Source organism: Exiguobacterium sp. R-17, from assembly GCF_049913315.1.
GTDB lineage: Bacteria > Bacillota > Bacilli > Exiguobacteriales > Exiguobacteriaceae > Exiguobacterium_A.
Genome location: NZ_CP184372.1, coordinates 230448 through 252447 on the forward strand (window position 1 = coordinate 230448; position 22000 = coordinate 252447).

Consider the following 22000-nt stretch of genomic DNA (forward strand, 5'->3'; position numbering starts at 1 on the left):
TACCAAGGAAGACGACTCGAACTGAGTCGTCTTCCTTCATGTGAACTAGTACACGTTTATCGATTTTTCTATGAACATTTTTCGTTATTCTTCCGATAGAGAAGGTAGAATAGCGAGTCCTTGCACTCGAGAATGGAGTGACACATGGAACAAAAGATCAAACGAACAATGAGCATCAAACAAAAATTAATCGTGACATCGATTCTACTTTTGATGATTCCTGCATTAGTAATCGGCTTTGTCGCATATGACCTCGCGAAACAAAAGATGACGGAACAGATTCTTCAATCTGCTCATAGTGGAGTCGACCGGATGAATGATGAGATCCAAAACATCATTGATCCGATGCGACGCGATGTCGCCTTTTTTGCGGACCGAATTGACGGAACGCTCTATCAAAAAGGAAAACAAAATGCTGCGTTAAAGGAAAAAATGACTGAATATCTCGATATGCATCCGCAGGCGGCGAACATCTATTTCGCGACGACGGACGGGGATATGAATATTTTCCCGGAACAGGTCATGCCAGATGATTATGATCCACGGGAACGCTCGTGGTATCAATCGGCAGAAGAAGCAGGTGGCAAGGTCGTCATCACGGATCCGTACGTCGATGCTGCCTCGAACAAGATGATGGTCACGCTCTCGCAGACGACTGGTAACGGAAAAGGTGTCGTGGCGATTGATGTCGATGTCGACCGGATCGCGGAAATCGCGAAAAAGATCAAAATCGGAAAAGAAGGATACGTAATGATTCTTGATTCTACGAAAAAAATCGTTACGCATCCGACATTAAAACCAGGTGAGAAAGCGACAGGCAAATGGGTGTCATCACTTTACGCTAACCCAGCAGGGCAGTTTGGCTATGAGTTTGAAAACAAAGGCAAACAGATGGACTTCATGACGAACGACCTGACGAAGTGGAAGGTTGCCGGAACACTGTACGATCATGAAATCACGGATGCGACATCGAGTATTCTTTGGACGACGCTTGTTGTCATCGGCGGGATGTTGCTCGTCGCAGCCATCTTCATCTACTTCATTCTTCGCTCGATTCTTCGCCCACTCGGCCATTTAACACGTGGAGCAGAACGGATTCAATCTGGTGATTTGACGGAGCCCGTCATCGTTGAATCAAATGATGAAGTGGGGAAAGTGGCCCAAAGCTTTAACGTCATGGTTGACTCACTCCGTTCGATCATTATTAATCTCGATCAGTCGATTACACAAGTAGCTGGCTCTTCTCAGGAATTGATGGCGAACTCTGCTCAGACGACATCGGCATCGGAACAGATCGCGGGATCGATTCAACAGGTCGCAGCAGGGGCAGATCAATCGAAACGTCAACTCGATGCGAATGCTGTTTCGCTCCAATCGATTACAGCAGGCATCATGCGAATCGCTGAGAGTTCAACCGATGTCTCGGAATTGTCACGTTCAACGGCAACAGAAGCCGAGAATGGAACAGTTGCTGTGCTGAAGAACGTTGAGCAGATGAAAGAAATCGATGCTTCTGTTCAGAACTTCGGTGGTGTCATCAGCTCACTCGCCCATCGTTCGAATGAAATCGGAAAAATCGTCGATGTCATCAACGGTATCGCTGAGCAAACGAACTTGTTAGCACTGAACGCAGCGATCGAAGCAGCACGCGCAGGCGAAAATGGAAAAGGATTCGCTGTCGTCGCGAGTGAAGTGCGTAAACTAGCAGAGCAATCACAGGATTCAACGAAACAGATTGCACAGCTGATTCAAAACATTAAACAGGAGACGGATCAGTCGGTCACGATGATGAAGGAAGTCTCAGGACAGACGAAAGCCGGTTTGTCGACGACAGAAGCATCAGCAGAGCGTTTCCAAAAGATTCTCGAACGAATGCAGGAAATGACGCCACGGATCGAAGACGTGACGGCGACTGTCGAAGAAATTGCAGCGAACGTCCAAGAAGTATCTGCGTCAGCGACGGAAATCGCACATATCGCGCAAGAGAATTCGTCCGCTTCGAAACAAGTCGCAGCGACGACGGAAGAACAGTTGAGTGCGATGGAAGAGATTTCGCAATCCGCCAAAGTATTATCCGATATGGCGGAAGAACTACAAGTACTCGTTGCCCGTTTCCGTGTTTAAATGATTAAATCAAAAAAAGGCAAGGAAGCCCGTCTTCCTTGCTTTTTTTGTCTGTCAACATTCTGTGACAAACGGAACAAACAGCTTGTAATCCCTGTGAATCCGGGCTTGAGACAGTGTTAAATCGGGAATTTAATTAGTATCTAACACTTCGAAGGAGGTGGGTACGGTGAAGCAGTTTCGTAAAATAAGAGAGTGGCAAGATGCAGGTCTTTTGGATGAAGCAACTGTTGAACGAATTCTGAACTATGAAAATCAACGTTCAACAAAACAACGTCTGCCTTTGTTATTAATCATTGGAGGTACCTTTGTCGTATTGGCTGTATTCAGCTTTTTGGCTGCTAATTGGCAAGCGATGCCAGTCGGCTGGAAAATTGGACTCGTCGTAGTACTCATGTGGAGCTGTTACATCGTGGCAGATCTTTCGGAACGTCGTCATATTCTTCATCCGATTGTCTTTCGAATCGGTGGAATCCTAGCATTTGGTGCCTCAATTCTCGTCGTGGTTCAAAGTTTTCATTTGCCGATGGAAGGATCATTACTCGGTTGGTGTTTGTTTGTCGCCGCGTTAGTACATTATGTACTTTGGCGTCATGAGGCATACGGTGTCGTCGCCTTTCTTTCCGGATGGACGATCTTCACGAGTCTTGGGGGATTTGGTCAGGAGCAGGCGAGTTATCTTGACTGGACGTCCTTTAGTCTTATGATTATACTTTCGTTCAGCTGGTTTTACTTCAGTCAACAGCTGCCGTCGCTTTTATTTAGCTGGCTGTTTCTTTTTTTCAGCGGTCTATCCTTGTTTCTCCTCGTATCATATAACGGATTCCTGTGGCCAGTCTGGACGCTGTTTTTGCTCGTTCCGGTGATCTGGCTTGTTCGTGAGGAATCTAACCGTCGAATCGTTGAGATGATCTACCTGATTGTTGCTGCCATCAGTTCAATCATCTATTTGTCTGTTCGTGCAGAATCAAACGTCGTATTACCCTCCGTGACAGAAGCGGTACTGTTAGCTATCGCCTCCATCGGTCTAGGAATCTTTCTCTATCAAAAACGTCGTGGATTGTTGTTCATCGTACCGCTTGGATTCGTCGGAGTACTCTGGATTGATGAACAGGCAATTCTACTTGCCATTCTCTTTGAATTATCCGCGCTACTGTATCTGTTATATCAAGAACGCCGTCATGCAGTCGTCTGGCCAGCCTTTCTCTATTTCATTCTCGTTCAAATTGCGATATATGTCATATATGCATGGGATCGTTTAAACATGTCCTTATTTTTCCTCATTGGTGCGCTACTCATCTTCTTATTGTCCGGTGTCTTATGGTGGTTACGCCGTAAAGGAGGTGTGGCGTCATGAAGCGTTATCTGATACCAGTATTGCAGACATGCGCCGTCGGTCTGTTGATCGTCAGCTTTTTTGCGACCTCCTGGTTCGGGACATCGTACCGTTTTCGGGCAGAACCGTTTGATCCGTTTGATCCCGTTTACGGCGAATACGTGATGCTTCAGTACCCAGATTTAAAACCTGGTCCGAGAATTCAAAACGGACGTGTCTATGTCAGCTTCAAGACGGATGCTTCCGGTTATGCTCAAATCGATCGGATTTCGAATGAACGATTCTTCGGAAGTATCGCCGGCGATTATTACGATCAATATGTATCGATTCCGCAGTTGACGCAGTATTATGTCGAACAGGGAAGCGGAAAACAATACGAAAAAGCAAAAGCACTGGAAGTCCGTGCGGATGTGTCACCATGGGGAACGATCCGGACGACGAATTTAAAGATTTCTGAGTAAAAAACCTTGCGTCAGGAATAAAAAGGTTGTACCATTAATTTAAATTTTCAGACAACTGAATCTGCATGTGTAGATGGGGAGAGTAAAGTGATTGGAAATCGATAGAGAGTCTCTGTCCTGATTAATGCACTCGCCGTTTATCTATTCGAACCAGAGCAGGGCGTTGAAATCTACGGTTCGCGTCACGTTTTATTTGAAGGCGTTGGTCGCTTTACGATAACATCAGAACAATTGTTTTATCTGTTTAATCTCATCTTAAAATACAGTGTGATCGTTCCGATTGCTGTGTTGTTTCTCGTCACGACCCATCCGACGGAATTCGCGTCCTCGTTGAATCGGATTGGTGTACCCTATAAGATCGCCTTCGCTGTCTCATTAGCGCTCCGTTACATTCCAGACGTACAAGCGGACTTTCGGACGATTGCGAACGCTCAGGAAGCGCGGGGAATTGCCGTCTCGCATGGTTCGCTTTGGCAACGGGCGCGTAATAGCATCCAGATTTTACTCCCGTTACTGTTTACGAGTCTCGAACGAATTGAAACCGTCAGCAATGCGATGGATCTCCGTGGATTTGGTGCGGGACGAAAGCGGACGTGGTACAACCAACAGACGATGACACGAATTGATTATGTCGCCATCAGTTGTGTAGTACTTTTGACGATCTTCTCGTTTGTCGTCACTTTCCATGATGGCAATCGATTTTATAATCCGTTCTAAGCATGAGATACGAAAAAGGCAGTGGATGCGTCCACTGCCTTTTATCATATAACTAATCCGCTTATGCAGAACGTTTTTGATTTTCCCAACGTGGTGAATTCAATAGTTCAATCCATTTCTTCACGGCTGAGATCGTAATGACGATCGCGAGCAGTCCCATCGTTACGGATAAGACGGTATTCAAGACGCTAAATCCTGGAGAATCTGGATTTGCATAAACGTTTGCGACCATCCAGATATCCGCGAACGTTACTGTGATCAGGAGGTAGACGAGCGGGATGAACGTCGTCAGGGCATAGACTTTTTTATCGGCGATTTTCAAGATGATCGTCGTACCAATGATCAAGCCGATCGAAGCCATCAGCTGATTTGATACCCCGAACAATGCCCAAATCGAACCGATGTCACCTGAGAATAGGAGATAGCCCCAGAAGAACGTCCCGAGTGCTGAGGCGAAGATGGCACCTGGAATCCAGTCGACGCGTTTGAGTGGTTTATAGAACTCTCCGAAGAAATCTTGAATCAAGTAACGGGCAACACGTGTTCCTGCGTCGATAGCTGTCAGAATGAAGACCGCTTCGAACAGAATGACGAATTGGAAGAAGAAACCGGCAATCTCTTTGAACCATGGGATGGCGCGGAAGATGAACGTCATACCGACGGCGAGTGAAACGGCACCACCCGTTCGACCTGCAAGGTCGAGTCCGATTTCACGAGATAAATCATCCAAGTAGACCGTGCTCATACCTAGAGTTGCGAATACTTCTGGTGTTGAGTTGATGGCAAAGTAATCACCGACTTCAAGAGATGTCGCAGCAATCAATGCCATGACGGCAACAAGACATTCGACAAGCATGGCACCAAAAGCAACCGGTTTGATGTCACTCCACCGATTGATCATCTTCGGTGTCGTACCAGAACCAACGAAAGCGTGGAAACCAGAGATTGCACCACAGGCAATCGTGATCGAGATGAATGGCCAGACTGGACCAGCGATGATTGGACCACCGCCATCAACGAACTTCGTGAATGCTGGGAATCGAATGTCCGGGTTGATGATGAAGACACCAACGATTAAGGCAAGGAAAACACCGATCTTCATGAAACTTGATAGATAGTCGCGTGGTGCGAGCAAGAGCCATACAGGCAGTGCCGCAGCGAAGAATGCATAAATCGGTAGAGCGATTGCGAGCTGACGAGAGGACAGGTCGAACCAGTCACCGATGAATGTTTCCGTCAACTGAGGACCAAAACCAATCGCAGCTAAGATGAGTAGAAAACCGACTGTTGAAGCAAGGGCTAGGTTACCACCTTTACGTAAGTAAATCCCAACGAGCATCGCGATCGGAATCGTCGAGAAGACAGCGAATGTGCCCCATGGATTATGTTCAAGTGCGTGCAGGACGACCATCGATAGTCCCGCCATCGTAATCGTGATGATGAAGAGCATCGCAAGACCGGCACAAAAACCAGCGACGGGACCTAATTCTTTTTTAGCGACTTCGGACAACGATTGACCATCTTGACGCATCGAGGCAAACAGGACGACCATATCATGGACCGCTCCCCCGATGACGGCACCGATCAAGAGCCACAGTAAGCCGGGTAGGTAGCCGAACTGAGCAGCAAGGACAGGTCCTACGAGTGGACCAGCAGCAGCGATTGCCGCAAAATGGTGTCCGAATGAGACCCATTTGTTCGTTGGAACGTAATCTTTTCCGTCCGCTAGTTTATGAGCAGGCGTTTCGCGATCATCTTTGATTTTTAAGACTTTCGCGGCCATGAATGTACCGTAGAGACGATACGCGATTAATAAGATACAGATGACAGCAATGACGATGGGAGTAGCGCTCATCTAAAATTCCTCCTCTTGAATGAACTATGATGGATTTAGTATACAAGTTGTGGAAGCGCTTTCTTTAATTTTTAGATGAGTTGTCGATTTTGTACGACGAAAGGTTGAAAAAGGACCTTGAATCACAAAAAAGAAGCGCTCAAATACCGAGCGCTTCTTTCAATAGTTTGACATACGTCCGACTGACCGGCACATCGATTTGGTGAATCTTTAAGTTGTAAGCCCCGTTAAACCAAGGTTCGATCGCGTCAATCGCTGATAAGTTCACGAGATACGAGCGATGAACCCGTAAAAACCGATGATCTTGAAGCTTTCGTTCAAGTTCGAGTAAGGTCTCGTTTGAAGGATACGCTTCATGTTCCGTTACGATTTTCGTTTTCCCATTTTCAGCGACGATGTAATCAATATCTTGCGGAGATAAGAGTTTGAGTCGATCTCCCGTTTCGACAGCTAAACGTTCAAGTCGAGGTGCTTTTTTCGGAAGCGGTCGTGCGACTTTTTCGATGGCGCGCACGATCCGTGCCGGATCATACGGTTTCAAGATGTAGTCATAGGCATTGAGTTCAAAGGCTTCAAGTGCATGAGCATCATATGCCGTTACAAACAAAAGAGCCGGAGGACGTGGCATCGACTTCAATCGTTTGGCGACTTCAAGACCGCTTCCGTCCGTCAGCTCGATATCAAGAAAGACTAAGTCGGGTTGAAGGGAGCGGACGAGTCGTTCCGCTTCTTCGACACTACCGGTTTCTCCGACGACTTCAAGACCGGCTGCGGTCACGTGATAACGGAGCTCGTCACGTGCGAGCGGTTCATCTTCAATCAACAGGGTGCGCATGCTGGTTCTCCTTTCTGACTTCAATGGGAAGGCGAATTGTAATCGTCGTTCCGTTTTGACCGTCACTCGTGATCGTAAACTGTCCTTTTTCACCGTACAGGCTTCGAATCCGTTCTGCCGTATTGAATAACGCGGTACCGGTACCAGAAGATGGAACGACTTCTCGACCGAGACGAGCAAGGCGAGAGGCTTCAATCCCGCGTCCGTTATCGACGACTTCGAGGTAAAGTTGATCTGCCTCACACCACGCCGTCACCCCGACATATCCCGTCTGCTCATTTAAAAAAGCGTGAAGGAACGCATTCTCGATCAACGGTTGTAAGATAAACGGTGGAACGAGTAAAGACGTCGTCTCTTCCGCTAAATCGATATCGAGGAACGGTCGATTTGGAAAACGAGCAGCTTCAAGGGATGTATACGCTTCGATATGCTCGAGTTCCTTTTGGAGCGGAATTTTCGCCGAGCGTGCTCCTTGGAGGTTACTACGGAAAAACGTTGATAATTCGAGCAACAATGTCCGTGCCTGTTCGACATCCGTTCGGCACAGTGCATAAATCGTATTGATGGCATTGAACAGGAAGTGTGGATGAATTTGTGCTTCGAGTGCCCGGATCTCGGCATCCTTCAGTAAATCAGCTTGGCGCTGTGCGTTCCCGAGTGCCAGTTGTGTAGAAAACAGTTTTGCTAATCCTTCAATGAGTTCGACTTCCACGGCGTCGAGCAGTTCAGCATGCGGATAGTAGACTTTTAACGTCCCGATCGTCGTTTCCCCGACGATGAGCGGAGCGATGATGCCCGCTTGAAGTGGGCAATCCGTTACGGGACAGCCGATATCGAGTCGTTCCGTCACAAGACGAACTTGTCCATCTTGTAAAACATGTTCGGTTGGTTTTGTCGTCCAGTGACTACCTGCTTGATGGTGATCACTTCCGATGCCAAGGTGAGCAAGGATAACGGATTGATCCGTCAAGGAGACGGCTTCGGCTCGTGTTTGCTGCAATAGAATTTCCGCGACAGCTTCTGCCGTATGGATATGTAGACCGCGCGTCAGATGCGGAAGCGTCAAATCGGCGATATGCAACGACCGTTCTGCTTCTCGTGCACGGACGGTTTCTTCTTCTCGCGCAGCAAGGCGGATGATTGATAAAAATAACCAGACGCCAAGGACGTTGATGAGTGTCATCGGCAAGAAGATAAACTGGACGAGTTCGATTGCCGCATCAAAGGGACGAGAAAACAGTAAAATCAATGACATTTCAAATAGCATCAAAAAAGCGGTCAGACAAACAGGTAACAACGCTTGGCTGCCGAGTCGGTCACGCCAGTAAGGGCGAAGTAATCCGCTGACACCACCGGCGATGACGGTCGAAAGCGTACAAGCAAATGCTGTGAACCCGCCGAGGGAATACCGATGAATCCCGACGATCAGTCCAGTCATCAATCCACCAAGCGGACCAGCGAGTAACCCACTGATGACAACGATCATCGTTCGTGTATTCGCGATTGCCGATGTGCCGTCGACCTCTTCGAGCCAAGCATGGGGCAAGAATTCTGCTAAGTCGACTTTGACCCCTGTATAGTTACTTAAGATCCCATACGTCGCAAAAAACAGGACGAGGACACGGAATTGCCAACCCGCTTCCGGTTGACGCAACAAGCGTCGCGTTGGTCCCCACTGGGCGAGGATGAACGCTAAGATGATCATGATACCAAGTCGCTCGAGTAAAAAAGGAATCAGTTCCAACATATGTATTCCTCCATTCGAGTTAAGTGTAAACGCTCGCAAAACGAAGGGCAATGCCGATAAACAAAAAAGCCGTACTCCCTCTAGTGGAGAGGAAGTACGGCGAGCTTGCTTATTGTGCGTCTTTATCGAACGTGATGCGTGCGATTGCATCATGTTGGTGAATCGTTTCTTCGTTGCGACATTCGACGTAGAACGAAGCAATTGGATCCATTTCGTATAGGTCAGCAGCAATCAAGCGCACCATGTCTTCTACGAAACGTGGATTTTCGTATGCCATCTCTGTCACGCGTTTTTCATCCGGACGTTTGAGTACCGGGTGAAGTGGGGCAGAAGCATTTGATTCAGCCGCATCAAGCAATGATTGTTTCCAGTCAAAGTCTTCTGCTTCATCACGTAACGAAGCTTCCATCGTGACGTAGCCACGTTGGTTGTGGGCACTGTACTCGCTGATTTCTTTCGAACATGGGCAAAGTGTCGTGACGTTGATCGTCAAGCCGACAGATAATGTCGCTTCATTCGTTTCCGTGTTGACGCTGACCGTTTGCCATACTTCGGCATTCATCAACCCACTAAGTCCCGTTGCAGGTGCTTTACGTGTAAAGAACCATGGGTAACGGATCGTCAATTGACCTTCTGTTTGTTCCATACGGTCCGCTAAATCACGCGCGAATTGAATAAGTGATTCATTCGTGACTGTCCAACCTTCGTTGTGATATTGATCAAGTTGTTCCGTTAAGCGACTCATGTTGATCCCTTTACGGTCTTGTACGAGTGACGTCGACAACTCGAACGTTGCGACTGTCGCTTGTGTTTTGTCCCCGTCTTGGATGACGACAGGATGTTTAACGTTTGAGATTCCAACAGCGTCAAGTGCGAACAGGAAGTTCTTCGGTGTATTTTGCAAGTCGACCATTTTATCTTTTTCAGTCGGTTTTGTTCCTTTGATTGGTGGTACCGAACCGAACAGCTTATGGCGCTCTTCTTTCGTTGGTAACGTAATCGGGTAGGTAGACATATTTATGGGCCCCTTTGTCCTTTTGTAGTGTTTCAATAGTAATAACATGACAGGAATGCTAGAGACGAGCAAGTCTGATGATTCCGCAAATGTGTTTCATCGTTTCATTACTAGAAGTGTTGTCTTGAATTTTATCACGAACGTTCGATAAACGAAACTCGCACGACTTAAAATCGACACATTCCATAGCCGGAGGAATAACATGCTTGCAATCGGGTATATTATCCTATAGTATATGTTCAGGTGAACGTGTAATCATTGTTTTTGTCATAGTCATACAATGTATTTTTGATTTTACAGATAGTCAGAGAAAGGGATGACAGAGATGGATTGGCAGTTATTACTTCAATATGCCTGGGTCGTACTCGTCTTGATCGCGCTTGAAGGATTACTTTCGGCAGATAATGCACTCGTACTCGCGGTCATGGTTAAGCACTTACCAGGAGAACAACAAAAGAAAGCACTTTTTTATGGATTAGCTGGAGCATTCGTTTTACGGTTCGCGGCACTGTTCGCGATTTCATTCCTCGTCGATATTTGGCAAATCCAAGCACTTGGAGCAGCGTACTTGCTCATCATGGGATTACGGCATATTTATAAGACCGCTAAGGCAAGGAAACTTGGTGAGAATCATGGCGCCGAAAATGAACTCGATGCAGAGCCGAAGTCGGAAGAGCCAGTTTCTAAAGGTGAATTCTGGCGGACAGTCGCGAAGATTGAATTCGCTGACTTAGCATTTGCTGTCGATTCGATTCTTGCTGCAGTTGCTTTAGCAGTCGCACTTCCGAACTGGGGATCGGGCGAAATCGGTGGTTTGAACACCGGTCACTTCATCGTCATCTTAACGGGTGGTTTAATGGGTGTCGTTCTCATGCGTTTCGCGGCCCGTGTCTTCGTGAAATTACTTGCAGAACGTCCAGGTCTTGAAACAGCAGCCTTTGCAATCGTTGCCTGGGTCGGTGTGAAGCTAGCTGTTCTTGCGCTCGAACATCCGAAATACCATGCATCAATCGAAGGAACAGTCTTCGAAGCCTTAAAACTTCCGGAAGGATTTGCTCACAGTACACCGTGGCAGGCATTCTTCTGGACGGTCATGGTCGGTCTTGCCCTTTGGGGTTGGTTCTCTTCACCAAAAACGAAAGCAAATCCAGATGCGGAAAAGAAAGTTGATCAAAACTTATAAGAAGTGGAACGATCCGTCGATGACGGGTCGTTTTTTGGTGTTAGGTTTTCTTAAACAATGGGAATAAAACACAAGGTTAAGTACTTCAGTCGAGCTTTCATCTTTTTCTTTCCGATCGACCGGCATATAATGAATAGACTGAACAAAAAAGGGGATTCGTTAGTATGGATATTGGATTAATTACACAGTATGCGACCGTCGGGCTCGTACTGATTATTTTGCAAGGGTTATTATCTGCCGACAATGCGATGGTCATGGCTGTCCTAGTCCGACCGTTACCAGACGATCAGCGCAAAAAAGCACTTTTCTATGGTCTCGTCGGGGCACTCGTCTTACGTTTCGTCGCAATCTTCTTTGCCTCGTACCTAGCGACGATTTGGGAGCTTCAGGCACTCGGAGCGATATACCTCTTTTACGTGGCGTTTAAAGGAATCGTCGAGGCACGATCGAATAAACACCAAGTACCGGACTCGATTGCTTCACAAAAAGCCTCACCGAATTTTTGGTGGACGGTTGTTAAAGTCGAATTCTCTGATTTAGCGTTCGCTGTCGACTCGACACTTGCCGCTGTCGCCATGGCAACGACATTACCGATGATCGGAGGAACGATCGGTGGTCTGAACACAGGACAATTCTGGGTCGTCTTCTTCAGTGGGATCATTGGTCTCGTCATTATGCGTTACTTTGCGAGTTGGTTCGTTGTCTTGCTCCAAAAGCGACCAGGTATCGAAGAAGCTGCCTTTTGGCTCGTCGCATGGGTTGGCGTAAAACTCGTCGTCATGACACTCGCGCATCCGTCGATCGACGTCTTGCCGCATGAGTTTCCAGAGAGTACACTATGGCAAACGATCTTCTGGGTCGTACTTGCCCTGATTTTAATCATTGGTTGGTTCCGTAGCGGAAGTAGTTCAACCAAATCAGCAAAATAATACAATGGCGGGCAGGGTACTCTCTGTCCGTCTTTCGTTAGGAGAGATTTTATGCAAAACGGTAATTTCATTCGGATGCTGACGCGGATGCAAAACGTTCCACGGTGGGATGAATATGCACCACGTTTTCCGGATAACGCAGCCAGTCATAGCTTTCGTGTTGCCTTATTCAGTTTGATGGCAAGCTATTTAGAAGAAGCGGGCGGACAAACACCAGTCGACCGCCTGACATTGCTTGGAAAAGCCCTATTCCATGACATGAACGAGGTCATCACCGGACCCATTAAACACCGGACGAAAAAAGAGCCAACGCTACATGCACACATTCAGGCAATGGAACAACAGGCAAGTGAGCAACTCGTCGCCTTACTCTCGAAGTCGCTTCAACCAGCCTTTACGACGTATCTTGTTCATGCAGAAGATGATTCACCGGAAGGACGAATCGTTGAAGCCATCGATACGTTCGATGCGATGTTATATGCACGCCGGGAAGCACGGATGACAGAGTCCGTCTTTTTCGAACAAAAAGCAGCGGAATTACAGGCTGTTCTGGAACGACACCCACTCGTTTCAATCCGTCGCTTGACACAGTCGGTCATGGAAGAGGACGAGATGTCTCATTTTATCGAAAACGTCTTGATGATGGATACGATTCGGCGCTGGAAAGGACGTTTTAACACAATTGATGATAACGACGCGACACATGCGTTTCGAGCAGCTTCGCTTGGTATCTTCAATGGATTGATTGAATCAGAAAAATACGGCGTCACGATCGACATTGAAGAAGTCGTCTCTCGTCTCTTGTGTCATGATCTTGTTGAAGGAACGACAGGAGATGTTCTTGGACCTGTCAAACATGCGACGCCGGTCACGGCAGCAGCCTTCGAAGCTTATGAACGGGCAGAAGGAGAGACGTTGATCAACAATCTACCAGAAGACATCCGAGCACCGTTCCGTCGGTTCGTCGTGGAAGCAAAAGACGAGACGTACGAAGGGCAAATGGTCGATGTGATCGATAAACTCGATGCGTTGATCAAAATGAACATGGAACGAAAGTTAAATGGTGTGGAGTATGAGACCGGTTATCGGGCCCAACTCAAAAAGGTACAGATGACATATGAAAATCCATCGGTCGTCTTTTTCCTCGCTTATGTCTTGCATGATTTGGATTACGTGACGTCATGACAAAGACAACGATGACACCAGGCCGCTTAACGTTGATCTTGATCCTCGGTTCACTCGCTGCACTCGGACCGCTCTCGATCGACATGTATCTACCTGCTTTTCCGGATATGTCACGCTCGTTTGATGCGAGTGCGTCACTGATCCAATTGAGTTTGACGGCTTGTATGCTCGGAATGGCGCTCGGACAATTGATCGTCGGTCCGCTCAGTGATGTTCGTGGACGTAAGCGTCCATTAATGATTGCTTTACTTGCGTATCTGCTCGCTTCTCTTGCGTGTGCGATGGCACCGACGATTGAAGTGTTGATTGCGCTGCGCTTCATCCAAGGGGCAGCCGGAGCGTCGGGGATCGTCATTTCCCGGGCAATCGTTCGCGATCTATTCGAAGGACCGGAATTAACGCGGTTCTTTGCTGCCTTGTCTCTCGTCAACGGAACGGCACCGATTCTCGCACCCGTCATCGGGGGACAGTTGCTTCGGTTCGGTGACTGGCATTTTGTCTTTTACTTGCTGGCGATTTTAAGTACGTTGATGTTGCTCGCTGTGGCACTGCGTTTGCCGGAAACACTTCCACTCGAAAGACGCGTTGAAGGGAATTTGACGACGACGTTAAAGACATTCGGACGTTTGTTGACGGACCGCGTCTTCATCGGCTATGCGTTCGCGCAAGCATTCGTCATGGGCGCGATGTTTGCCTACATCTCCGGTTCACCGTTCGTCTTACAAAATATTTATGGCGCTTCGCCGCAACAGTTCAGTTTTTTGTTCGGCCTAAACGGAATCGGAATCATTTTAGCGGCTCAAATCGCTGGACGTCTTGCTGGTCGAGTTGATTCAGAACGGCTGATGCGAATCAGCTTGACGGTTGTTGCGAGTGCAAGTATCTTATTGTTCCTCGCTTTAACGTTAACGGACCAATTGATTTTCGTCATGATTCCACTTTTCTTCGTCGTCTCAAGCGTTGGTTTGATCTCAACGCTCGGTTTTACATTAGCGATGCAAAACTACGGAGCAACGGCTGGAAGTGCCTCGGCACTTCTTGGTTTACTCCCGATGCTCGTCGGTTCGCTCGTGTCACCACTCGTCGGCATCATGGGGGAGCAATCGGCCGTTCCGATGGGGCTGATTATCATGACGCTTGACTGTTTGGCACTCGTCCTTTATTACGGACTAATCGTCCGACGTCCCGACCGCTCATAAATACTCGTTAGTCAAAAACGTTTGTCCTATTTATGGGACGAACGTTTTTTTTATTTAATGAAAGGAAAAGAAATGGAATTCATTTTGAAACATTTTCTAGATGGTTTGCGTAGAAGAGGGAGAAAGCCAGTACTTCAGAAAGGAGTGGAGCGATGAAACAGGAGTTGCCGCGTGAACGAGAACCGTCGATTGAGGCAAGATTAGCACGTCATTTTGCCGCGCAAAAAAAATACTTACGTCGTCAAGAAGAGGCGATTGATCAGCGAGACAAAGAGTTGGCTCGTTTATTGTATGAAGAAAATCGGACCGCGTATCAGCGGGCTTATCACGAACTGTATGGTTCACATCCTTACATCGAGGTGAACGAAAATGGACGTTAGTACACTTTATTTATATGCGTTAGCGGCCGCTGCTTGTGGTGTGTTTGTGTCCATCCTATTCTCAGACGTCATTCCGGGTGTCGATCAAATTTTCCATCCTACGTTGATCTTATCTTTCGTCATCATCACGTCAGCGATCGGCTTCGGACTCGAACAACTGAGTCCGCTTGGTTCAATTTTGATTTTAATCATCAGCAGTGTCATCGCGTTGTTAGTGACGACACTGATGCATATTTTTTTGTTCGTTCCGATGGCACAAGCCGAACAGTCGCTTGGGTTTTCGGAACAGATGCTAGAAGGGCGTAGCGCAACCGTCATCGTGCCGATTCCGACTGAAGGATATGGTGAAATTTTACTTGATGACGTCTCAGGACGTGTATCGAAGTCAGCCGTCCTGTTTGAAGGTCCTGCCTTACCACAAGGAACAAAGGTACTTGTCATCGAGATTAAACAAGGCGTCGCGTCTGTCGTGACGTATCCCCAACAATGGAAAAAGGAGATGTTTACATGAATCCAGTGTTAATCGTATCGATCGTTGCAGTCGCATTGATCGTTGCATTGATTGTCCTATTCATCACGAAGTACCGAACGGTTGGTCCGGAAGAAGCATTAATCGTATCCGGTAGTTATCTTGGAGGACGCAACGTTAATACCGATGAGTCCGGCAACCGGGTGAAGATTATTCGTGGCGGCGGAACATTCGTGTTACCTGTCTTCCAACAAGCAACACCACTCAGTTTGTTATCAAGTAAACTCGAAGTCACGACACCAGAAGTGTACACGGAGCAGGGTGTACCGGTCATGGCGGACGGAACAGCGATCATCAAGATCGGCAGCTCGATTTCTGAGATTGCAACAGCAGCAGAGCAGTTCCTCGGAAAATCAAAAGAAGAGCGCGAAGGGGAAGCGCGTGAAGTTCTTGAAGGGCACTTGCGTTCGATCCTCGGTTCGATGACTGTCGAAGAAATTTATAAGAACCGCGATAAGTTCTCGCAAGAAGTCCAGCGGGTCGCGTCTCAAGACCTGGCGAAGATGGGACTCGTCATCGTTTCGTTTACGATCAAAGACGTCCGAGATAAAAATGGATACTTAGAATCCCTCGGGAAACCACGGATTGCACAGGTGCGCCGTGATGCGGACATCGCAACAGCAGACGCGGAAAAAGAGACACGCATCAAACGAGCGGAAGCTTCAAAAGATGCGAAAAAAGCAGAACTCGAACGTGCAACGGAAATCGCTGAAGCGGAAAAAGAAAATCAGTTGAAGATGGCAGACTACCGCCGCGAACAAGATATCGCGAAGGCGAAAGCCGACCAAGCGTATGATCTTGAGAATGCACGCGCACAACAAGAAGTCACCGAGCAACAGATGCAAATCAAAATCATCGAGCGTCAAAAACAAATCGAGCTCGAAGAACGTGAAATCCTCCGTCGTGAGAAACAATACGATGCGGAAGTCAAAAAACGTGCCGATGCCGATCGTTACTCGATTGAGCAAGCTGCCCAAGCGGACCGTGCGAAGCAATATGCGGAAGCAGATGCAACGAAATACCGGATTGAAGCATCGGCAAAAGCGGATGCAGAACGCATTCGTCTGGATGGTCTTGCGAAAGCGGACGCTGAGCGAGCACAAGGGGAAACAGAAGCAGACATCATTCGTTTGAAAGGTCTTGCCGAAGCAGAAGCGAAAGAAAAAATCGCGCAGGCGTTCGAACAATTTGGACAAGCAGCAATCCTTGACATGGTCATTCGGATGATGCCAGAATACGCGAAAGAGATTGCAGCACCACTCGGTAACATCGATAAGATCACCGTCGTTGATACAGGTAGTGGTGAAGGTGGCGGTGCGAACCGTGTCACAGGATACGCGACGGATTTGATGGCGTCACTGCAAGAGACGTTAAAAGCGTCGTCAGGATTAGATGTCAAAGAGTTGATCGAGAACTTCTCTGGTAAAGGAACAGCAAAGCCGTTGACGGTCAACTTGAATTCCCATGATGCGGTGGCAGCGTCGAAAACAGAAGACTGATTATGCAAAGTCGCGTCTTATTGATCTTGTTTGCGCTCCTTATTTTTCATGTCGCTTGGCCGCTTCCGTGGTATGCATTAGCAGTACTAGGTGGCGTTATTGGAATCATCAAGGGATACACAGCGGATGAAGGAATCGTCAATATATTTAATTTGAAGAAAGTGTCCTATTCGCTACAGGATCGACAGACACGTCAGGAAGCCGTTCTCGCTTTGATGTGCAGTCTGTTGACGGTCGACTTCCCGTATTGGTTCGCCGGGGCGACGACAGGAATCACGTGGCGTGATGTCGGATATGTTAGTTTCGAAGTAGTGTCAACACTTCTGTTCGCTTATGTCTTATTCCGTTTCTTATGTCTGGATCTATTCCGACCGTTCTTGGAGTCTGAAAGAAGGGAGCAAAGAAATGGATAGTTTATTTCTACTGCAAGAGCGTTGGATGTTGTTGCTCCCGTTCGTTGTCGTCTTCTTGATCAACGTCGGGTTATTGACTGCCCTTCTTAAGAAGCGACGTGATTTACCGAAACTGTTAGTCTTCGGAATGGGTGGGATGGCGATCGTGTTCATCGTCTCCTCGCTTGGATTAAGCATGGCACTGCTGTTCTTCGGATACAATTCATAAAAAACGGAGCTGACTCAAAAGTCAGTCTCTACAAAGATAGGGGTGGCAGAATGATGATCTGCCACCCCTATCTCGTAATAAAAAGAATGACTCGTCACACGCAACTCCTACAGGAAAAAGCGCATTTATGCGCTGTCAGAGACAAACAAGACCCGCTTTCCTGCTTGAATGAAGCAGGAAAACTGGCTTGTGTCTCGCCTGAGGAAAGGGCGTGAACAGACGAGTCATTCTTTTTTTGAGTCAGCCTCGTTTAATGAAGTAAGAATAAATGCCGTTAACGTGGAAGGTCGTATCCAATGACGACGAGTCCCGGTCCAGTATGTGAACCGATCGCTGCGCCGGCGATCGTCAAGATGACTTCGCTTGGTGAGAATTGTGCTTCAATCAATTGTTTTAACTGTTCTGCCCGTTCGATCGAATCCCCGTGACCAATCATGATTCGGTGTCCGTCAATCGCAGGACGTGCTTCTTCCATCCACTCGACGATCCGGTTCATGACCTTTTTCTGACCTCGGATTTTTTCTTTCGGAATCAACTTTCCGTCTTCGACGGTCAACAGTGGCAAGATCGATAAGAGACCACCAATGAAGGCGCTAGCTCGCGAAACGCGTCCACCGCGCATCAAATATTCGAGTGATTCGACTGTAAACAGATGACGAATCGTATTGACCTTGGCTTCAGCGTAAGCCGCTGTTTCTTCAAACGAATGCGTTTGTGCATACTCTGCGACATCGAGAACGAATAGTCCTTGTCCCGTTGAAGCCGTTTTCGTATCGAGTACGAGATAAGGCACGTTCGGATACTTTTCGGCGAGTTCGTCCGCGAGCATCTTCGCGGTTTGGTATGTTCCAGATAACTCACTTGAAAAGGCGAGATAGAGGAAGGGATCACCTTGTTCGAAGTGACGCGTGAACACCTCGACCATCCGGCTGACTTCTACTTGGAATGTCTTTGGTGCTGCGCCATCGCGCATCTTATCATACAGTTGTTTTGGAGATATCGATTCTCCGTCGAAGAACGTATCTTCGTCGATCAATACGCCGAACGGCATGATCGTAAAATCATAAGCATCTAACATGTCTTTTGGTGCATCAGCACCACTGTCTGTGATCAATCGGATCATCACGTTCTCTCCTTTCTTAACCTAGGGCTTTTTCATTTCGATCAAGCATTCGACTCAAGTTGACACCGAACCGCTCGTTCTCGAGTTCCGTCAAAGTCGCTGGTGTTAAATCAGCGCCGAGCGCAAGTAATGCCTCATAGGCACGACGTAAGCAGTCTTCGACCGTCAATGAGGTACCGAGTAATTCTTCAAGCGAAGCCATCGTTTCCGGGACAATGGTTGGATAGACGAATTTCGTCGCCTCGCCTTGAAGCGCTGCCGCGTAAAAGTCGCGGACTAAAGCGGCGCGCTGACTCCCGCTTCCGTTAACACAGAGGTAGATTTGGACGGCAACGCCACCGCGGACACGGCGCTGCGAGATACCGGCGAACTTTTTACCGGCGATTGACAGGTCGTAAGAACCGGGACAATACGATCCAACGACTTCACCGGCGACGATCGCGTCTGTTTCTTGCGCGAACATGCCACGGACGAGCGCAAGCATCGCTTCGTAACCACTGTCAATATCGATCCCACCGCGTTCCGGTAAGACTAGCGAAATATTCAAGACACCAGCGTCAAGGACGACGGCAAGACCGCCTGAGTTACGGACGACGGGCGAGAAACCATGTTCGTGCAAAACAACTACGCCGTCTGCGAGGTGAGGAAGGCGGGCATCCTGGATGCCGAGGACGACAGTTTCGTGGTGAATCCAAGAGCGGAGTGCAGCTCCTTCTGTTGCAACGGAAGCGCATAATGTGTCGTCCATCGCAAACGATTGTGTCGCATGAAAAGCAGTTCCGAGTGACGTTTGATCAAAAATACGATAATGTTCTTGTTTTAAGAGTTCGATTCCCATAGGCTCGTTCCTTTATTGTAGATTTGCGACATCATTATAGCACAGGGTGTATAAAGTTTCTGTGCGAAGCGCCGCAGGAGACAGGAATCCTTGGAGACAAAACCGAACAACAACGACATAGACACGATTTAAAGGAGAGAAACATATGTATCAATCATTAGGACAATTAAAGGAAACGAAGGTCTTCAAAGATCCTGTTCATCGGTATATCTATGTCAGTGATCAGTTGATTTGGCAATTGATCGGTACACGTGAGTTTCAACGACTACGTCGAATCAAACAACTGGGAACATCCTTTTTGACGTTTCATGGGGCGGAACACACGCGATTCCATCATTCACTCGGCGTCTATGAGATCACGCGCCAACTGATCGACGTCTTTAACGGTCGCGCCGATTGGGATGATCAGTACCGGGAGTTGACGCTGGCTGCGGCACTCTTACACGATGTTGGTCATGGTCCGTTTTCGCACGCGTTCGAAAATGTCTTCGGTGTCAACCATGAAACGTGGACAGAGCGAATCATCCTCGGGGATACGGAAATCAAGAAAGTTCTCGACCAAGTGGGAGAGGGATTCGCGGAAGAAGTGGCGTCGATCATCAATAAAACGCACCCGAATCAACTGCTCGTCACGATGATCAGCTCTCAACTCGACGTTGATCGAATGGATTATTTATTACGCGATGCGCACTTTGCTGGCGTCAGCTACGGAAAATTTGATCTTGAGCGGATGCTTCGGGTATTGCGTCCGGCGCCGAATCAAATGGTCGTCAAGCAGTCCGGGATGCATTCGATTGAAGACTACATCATGCGTCGGTATCAGATGTATTGGCAAGTCTACCTGCATCCGGTGACACGATCGAGTGATTACCTATTAAAAGCCATTCTCGAACGAGCACAGGAGCTATACCTTTCCGGTTATCCGTTTGTGATTGCACCGATTCATTTAATGCCGCTGTTTGATCAGAAGATGGAGTTGCGTGATTTCCTTGGACTCGATGAGACGATCGTCTACTTCTATTTTCAGCAGTGGGCGAACGAACAGGATCCGATCCTTTCTGATCTATCAGAAAGATTCGTTGACCGGAAGTTGTTCAAGTATGTCGATTACCCGGCTGAAAAACGTGAACTCGTCCATGAAAAATTATGCGAGCTGTTTGACGCGATCGGCTTGAATCCGACGTATTATCTGCTAGAAGATAAACTCAGTCGTCTTCCTTACGATTTATATGGGGATAATGGTGAAATCAGCAAACAACCGATCATGCTACAGATGAAGGGTGGGCAGATGAAAGAGATTTCGCAAGTTTCACCGCTCGTTCAAGCCATCGCGACATCACGCCAGACGGATGAGAAGCTGTTCTTCCCGCAAGAAATTTTGCACGACTTGCGCGAACATGCGAATGAGAAGATGCAAATCGACCAGTTATTGATTGGTAGTGTGACATCATGATATCGTCCACTGTCCTTACGAAAATCTTGCAACAGCTTGGACAGGAGGGAGGAGAGGTCGAAGTCTTAAAAGGCGCGACATCCTCCCTTGTTTTTCGGGTCGGTGAGGGAATTCTTCGCGTCCATACGAATCAGGACTGGCTACATGAGGAGCCTGATCTTGTCTTGCACGAGGTGTTTGCGTTACGAGCAGCAGGTGACTTAGCACCAGATGTGTTGGACTATCAAACAGATGTTAGGGACGAAATACCGCCTTGGTTATATATGACGCGTTCACCGGGAGAGATCCGGCTTGATCAGGTAGATGAGCAATATGTCGAACGACTAGCACAGATGCTTGCGGCAATCCATACGCTGCCCGTACCAGAATCTCTTTATGTCTATCAGCCGTATACGACGGAACGTTACGTTCCGACGTGGACGCAGCATCCGGAGAGATGGCGTCAGCTACTGGCGGTCGAACCGATCGAAAGTCAAACAATCCGATTTATTCATCGGGATTTCCATCCGGTCAATGTGTTATACGAAATGGATAGAACGTGTCATACGATTGATTGGATTAATGCATGTGTAGGTCCCATTGAAGTCGACCTTGCGCATTGTCGTTTGAATCTTGCCTTGCTCGAATCCGTCGAGATGGCGGATCATTTTTTAAAAAGTTACCTTAAACAGACGAACCGTTTGTACGATCACGCGTGGGATATTCGAGCTGTTTTTGATTTTGGACCTGAAACAATTGACGTCTATTCGGGGTGGAAAGCATATGGAAGGCAAAACCTCAGTCAGGACAATGTTCGGGAACGCTTGGAAAAGTTTGTCTTGAAAGTCTATGAAAATAACGAAAGCGGTTACTAAATGAACTTTTTCTCTTGTAGTTCTTCGAAATATTGATTATTCTATTACTTGGAAAGAGATTAAACGTCAGACATCGTACGAATGTACAACTGATAAACAACTAATAGATAGAGGGGT

Annotated in this window: 21 protein-coding genes; 15 read left to right on the forward strand and 6 right to left on the reverse strand. The window is 47.6% G+C overall.

What is annotated here, in order from left to right; translation table 11 throughout:
* Positions 1 to 144: 144 nt before the first annotated feature.
* The 4 genes from ACN9MT_RS01345 (at position 145) to ACN9MT_RS01360 (ending at position 4638) form a co-directional block, all read left to right on the forward strand.
* Complete coding sequence (locus ACN9MT_RS01345) at positions 145 to 2124, forward strand: methyl-accepting chemotaxis protein (RefSeq protein ID WP_426272620.1); 1980 nt, start codon at positions 145 to 147, stop codon at positions 2122 to 2124.
* Between the two features lie 169 nt (positions 2125 to 2293).
* Positions 2294 to 3481: a DUF2157 domain-containing protein gene (locus ACN9MT_RS01350; protein WP_426272621.1), complete on the forward strand. Its 1188-nt coding sequence runs from the start codon at positions 2294 to 2296 to the stop codon at positions 3479 to 3481.
* On the forward strand, positions 3478 to 3921 hold the full coding sequence (locus ACN9MT_RS01355; RefSeq protein ID WP_426272622.1) for a GDYXXLXY domain-containing protein: 444 nt from the start codon (positions 3478 to 3480) through the stop codon (positions 3919 to 3921). Before ACN9MT_RS01350 ends, ACN9MT_RS01355 begins: the two co-directional genes overlap by 4 nt.
* Before the next feature lie 168 nt (positions 3922 to 4089).
* Positions 4090 to 4638, forward strand: coding sequence for an energy-coupling factor transporter transmembrane component T family protein (locus tag ACN9MT_RS01360; protein ID WP_426273440.1), 549 nt, complete (start codon positions 4090 to 4092; stop codon positions 4636 to 4638).
* A gap of 61 nt (positions 4639 to 4699) precedes the next feature.
* Here ACN9MT_RS01360 and ACN9MT_RS01365 read toward each other — a convergent pair whose 3' ends face one another.
* The 4 genes from ACN9MT_RS01365 to folE2 all read right to left on the reverse strand — a co-directional run bounded on the left by ACN9MT_RS01365 (position 4700) and on the right by folE2 (position 10090).
* Positions 4700 to 6493, reverse strand: a complete 1794-nt coding sequence (locus ACN9MT_RS01365) for a carbon starvation CstA family protein (RefSeq protein ID WP_035411402.1) — start codon at positions 6491 to 6493, stop codon at positions 4700 to 4702.
* A gap of 139 nt (positions 6494 to 6632) precedes the next feature.
* Positions 6633 to 7328 carry a LytR/AlgR family response regulator transcription factor gene (locus ACN9MT_RS01370; protein ID WP_035411399.1) on the reverse strand — a complete coding sequence of 232 codons (696 nt, stop codon included), beginning with the start codon at positions 7326 to 7328 and terminating at the stop codon, positions 6633 to 6635.
* On the reverse strand, positions 7309 to 9075 hold the full coding sequence (locus ACN9MT_RS01375) for a LytS/YhcK type 5TM receptor domain-containing protein (RefSeq protein ID WP_426272623.1): 1767 nt from the start codon (positions 9073 to 9075) through the stop codon (positions 7309 to 7311). Before ACN9MT_RS01375 ends, ACN9MT_RS01370 begins: the two co-directional genes overlap by 20 nt.
* Before the next feature lie 109 nt (positions 9076 to 9184).
* Positions 9185 to 10090 (reverse strand): GTP cyclohydrolase FolE2, encoded by a 906-nt coding sequence (gene folE2, locus ACN9MT_RS01380; RefSeq protein ID WP_035411393.1) that lies wholly within the window; start codon positions 10088 to 10090, stop codon positions 9185 to 9187.
* Positions 10091 to 10415: 325 nt separating this feature from the next.
* Here folE2 and ACN9MT_RS01385 point away from each other — a divergent pair, with 325 nt between their 5' ends.
* The 9 genes from ACN9MT_RS01385 (at position 10416) to ACN9MT_RS01425 (ending at position 17615) form a co-directional block, all read left to right on the forward strand.
* Positions 10416 to 11273, forward strand: coding sequence for a TerC family protein (locus tag ACN9MT_RS01385; protein WP_035411391.1), 858 nt, complete (start codon positions 10416 to 10418; stop codon positions 11271 to 11273).
* 164 nt (positions 11274 to 11437) lie between these two features.
* Complete coding sequence (locus ACN9MT_RS01390) at positions 11438 to 12202, forward strand: TerC family protein (protein WP_035411388.1); 765 nt, start codon at positions 11438 to 11440, stop codon at positions 12200 to 12202.
* 51 nt (positions 12203 to 12253) lie between these two features.
* A complete protein-coding gene (locus ACN9MT_RS01395; protein ID WP_426272624.1) occupies positions 12254 to 13387 on the forward strand; it encodes a YfbR-like 5'-deoxynucleotidase in 1134 nt (377 codons plus the stop codon).
* Positions 13384 to 14586: a multidrug effflux MFS transporter gene (locus ACN9MT_RS01400; RefSeq protein WP_426272625.1), complete on the forward strand. Its 1203-nt coding sequence runs from the start codon at positions 13384 to 13386 to the stop codon at positions 14584 to 14586. The genes ACN9MT_RS01395 and ACN9MT_RS01400 overlap by 4 nt, the downstream gene beginning before the upstream one ends.
* 152 nt (positions 14587 to 14738) lie before the next feature.
* Entirely contained in the window at positions 14739 to 14966 is a 228-nt protein-coding gene (locus tag ACN9MT_RS01405; protein ID WP_035411379.1) for a hypothetical protein, read from the forward strand.
* Entirely contained in the window at positions 14956 to 15477 is a 522-nt protein-coding gene (locus ACN9MT_RS01410) for a hypothetical protein (protein WP_035411376.1), read from the forward strand. Before ACN9MT_RS01405 ends, ACN9MT_RS01410 begins: the two co-directional genes overlap by 11 nt.
* Entirely contained in the window at positions 15474 to 16994 is a 1521-nt protein-coding gene (locus ACN9MT_RS01415) for a flotillin family protein (protein WP_029343201.1), read from the forward strand. Before ACN9MT_RS01410 ends, ACN9MT_RS01415 begins: the two co-directional genes overlap by 4 nt.
* Positions 16995 to 16996: 2 nt before the next feature.
* Positions 16997 to 17407 carry a hypothetical protein gene (locus ACN9MT_RS01420; protein ID WP_426272626.1) on the forward strand — a complete coding sequence of 137 codons (411 nt, stop codon included), beginning with the start codon at positions 16997 to 16999 and terminating at the stop codon, positions 17405 to 17407.
* Entirely contained in the window at positions 17400 to 17615 is a 216-nt protein-coding gene (locus ACN9MT_RS01425) for a hypothetical protein (protein ID WP_214858691.1), read from the forward strand. The genes ACN9MT_RS01420 and ACN9MT_RS01425 overlap by 8 nt, the downstream gene beginning before the upstream one ends.
* A 274-nt stretch (positions 17616 to 17889) precedes the next feature.
* Here ACN9MT_RS01425 and ACN9MT_RS01430 read toward each other — a convergent pair whose 3' ends face one another.
* Both ACN9MT_RS01430 and ACN9MT_RS01435 read right to left on the reverse strand, forming a co-directional pair.
* The gene (locus ACN9MT_RS01430; RefSeq protein ID WP_368915441.1) at positions 17890 to 18738 is read right to left on the reverse strand and encodes a DegV family protein; all 849 of its coding nucleotides are present in this window, start codon (positions 18736 to 18738) and stop codon (positions 17890 to 17892) included.
* 16 nt (positions 18739 to 18754) lie between these two features.
* Positions 18755 to 19576: a biotin/lipoate A/B protein ligase family protein gene (locus ACN9MT_RS01435; RefSeq protein ID WP_368915442.1), complete on the reverse strand. Its 822-nt coding sequence runs from the start codon at positions 19574 to 19576 to the stop codon at positions 18755 to 18757.
* A gap of 145 nt (positions 19577 to 19721) precedes the next feature.
* On the opposite strand from ACN9MT_RS01435, the gene ACN9MT_RS01440 reads away from it, so the two are divergent.
* Entirely contained in the window at positions 19722 to 21029 is a 1308-nt protein-coding gene (locus tag ACN9MT_RS01440) for an HD domain-containing protein (RefSeq protein ID WP_426272627.1), read from the forward strand.
* Positions 21026 to 21883, forward strand: a complete 858-nt coding sequence (locus tag ACN9MT_RS01445; RefSeq protein ID WP_426272628.1) for a phosphotransferase family protein — start codon at positions 21026 to 21028, stop codon at positions 21881 to 21883. Before ACN9MT_RS01440 ends, ACN9MT_RS01445 begins: the two co-directional genes overlap by 4 nt.
* The last annotated feature ends 117 nt before the right edge of the window (positions 21884 to 22000 follow it).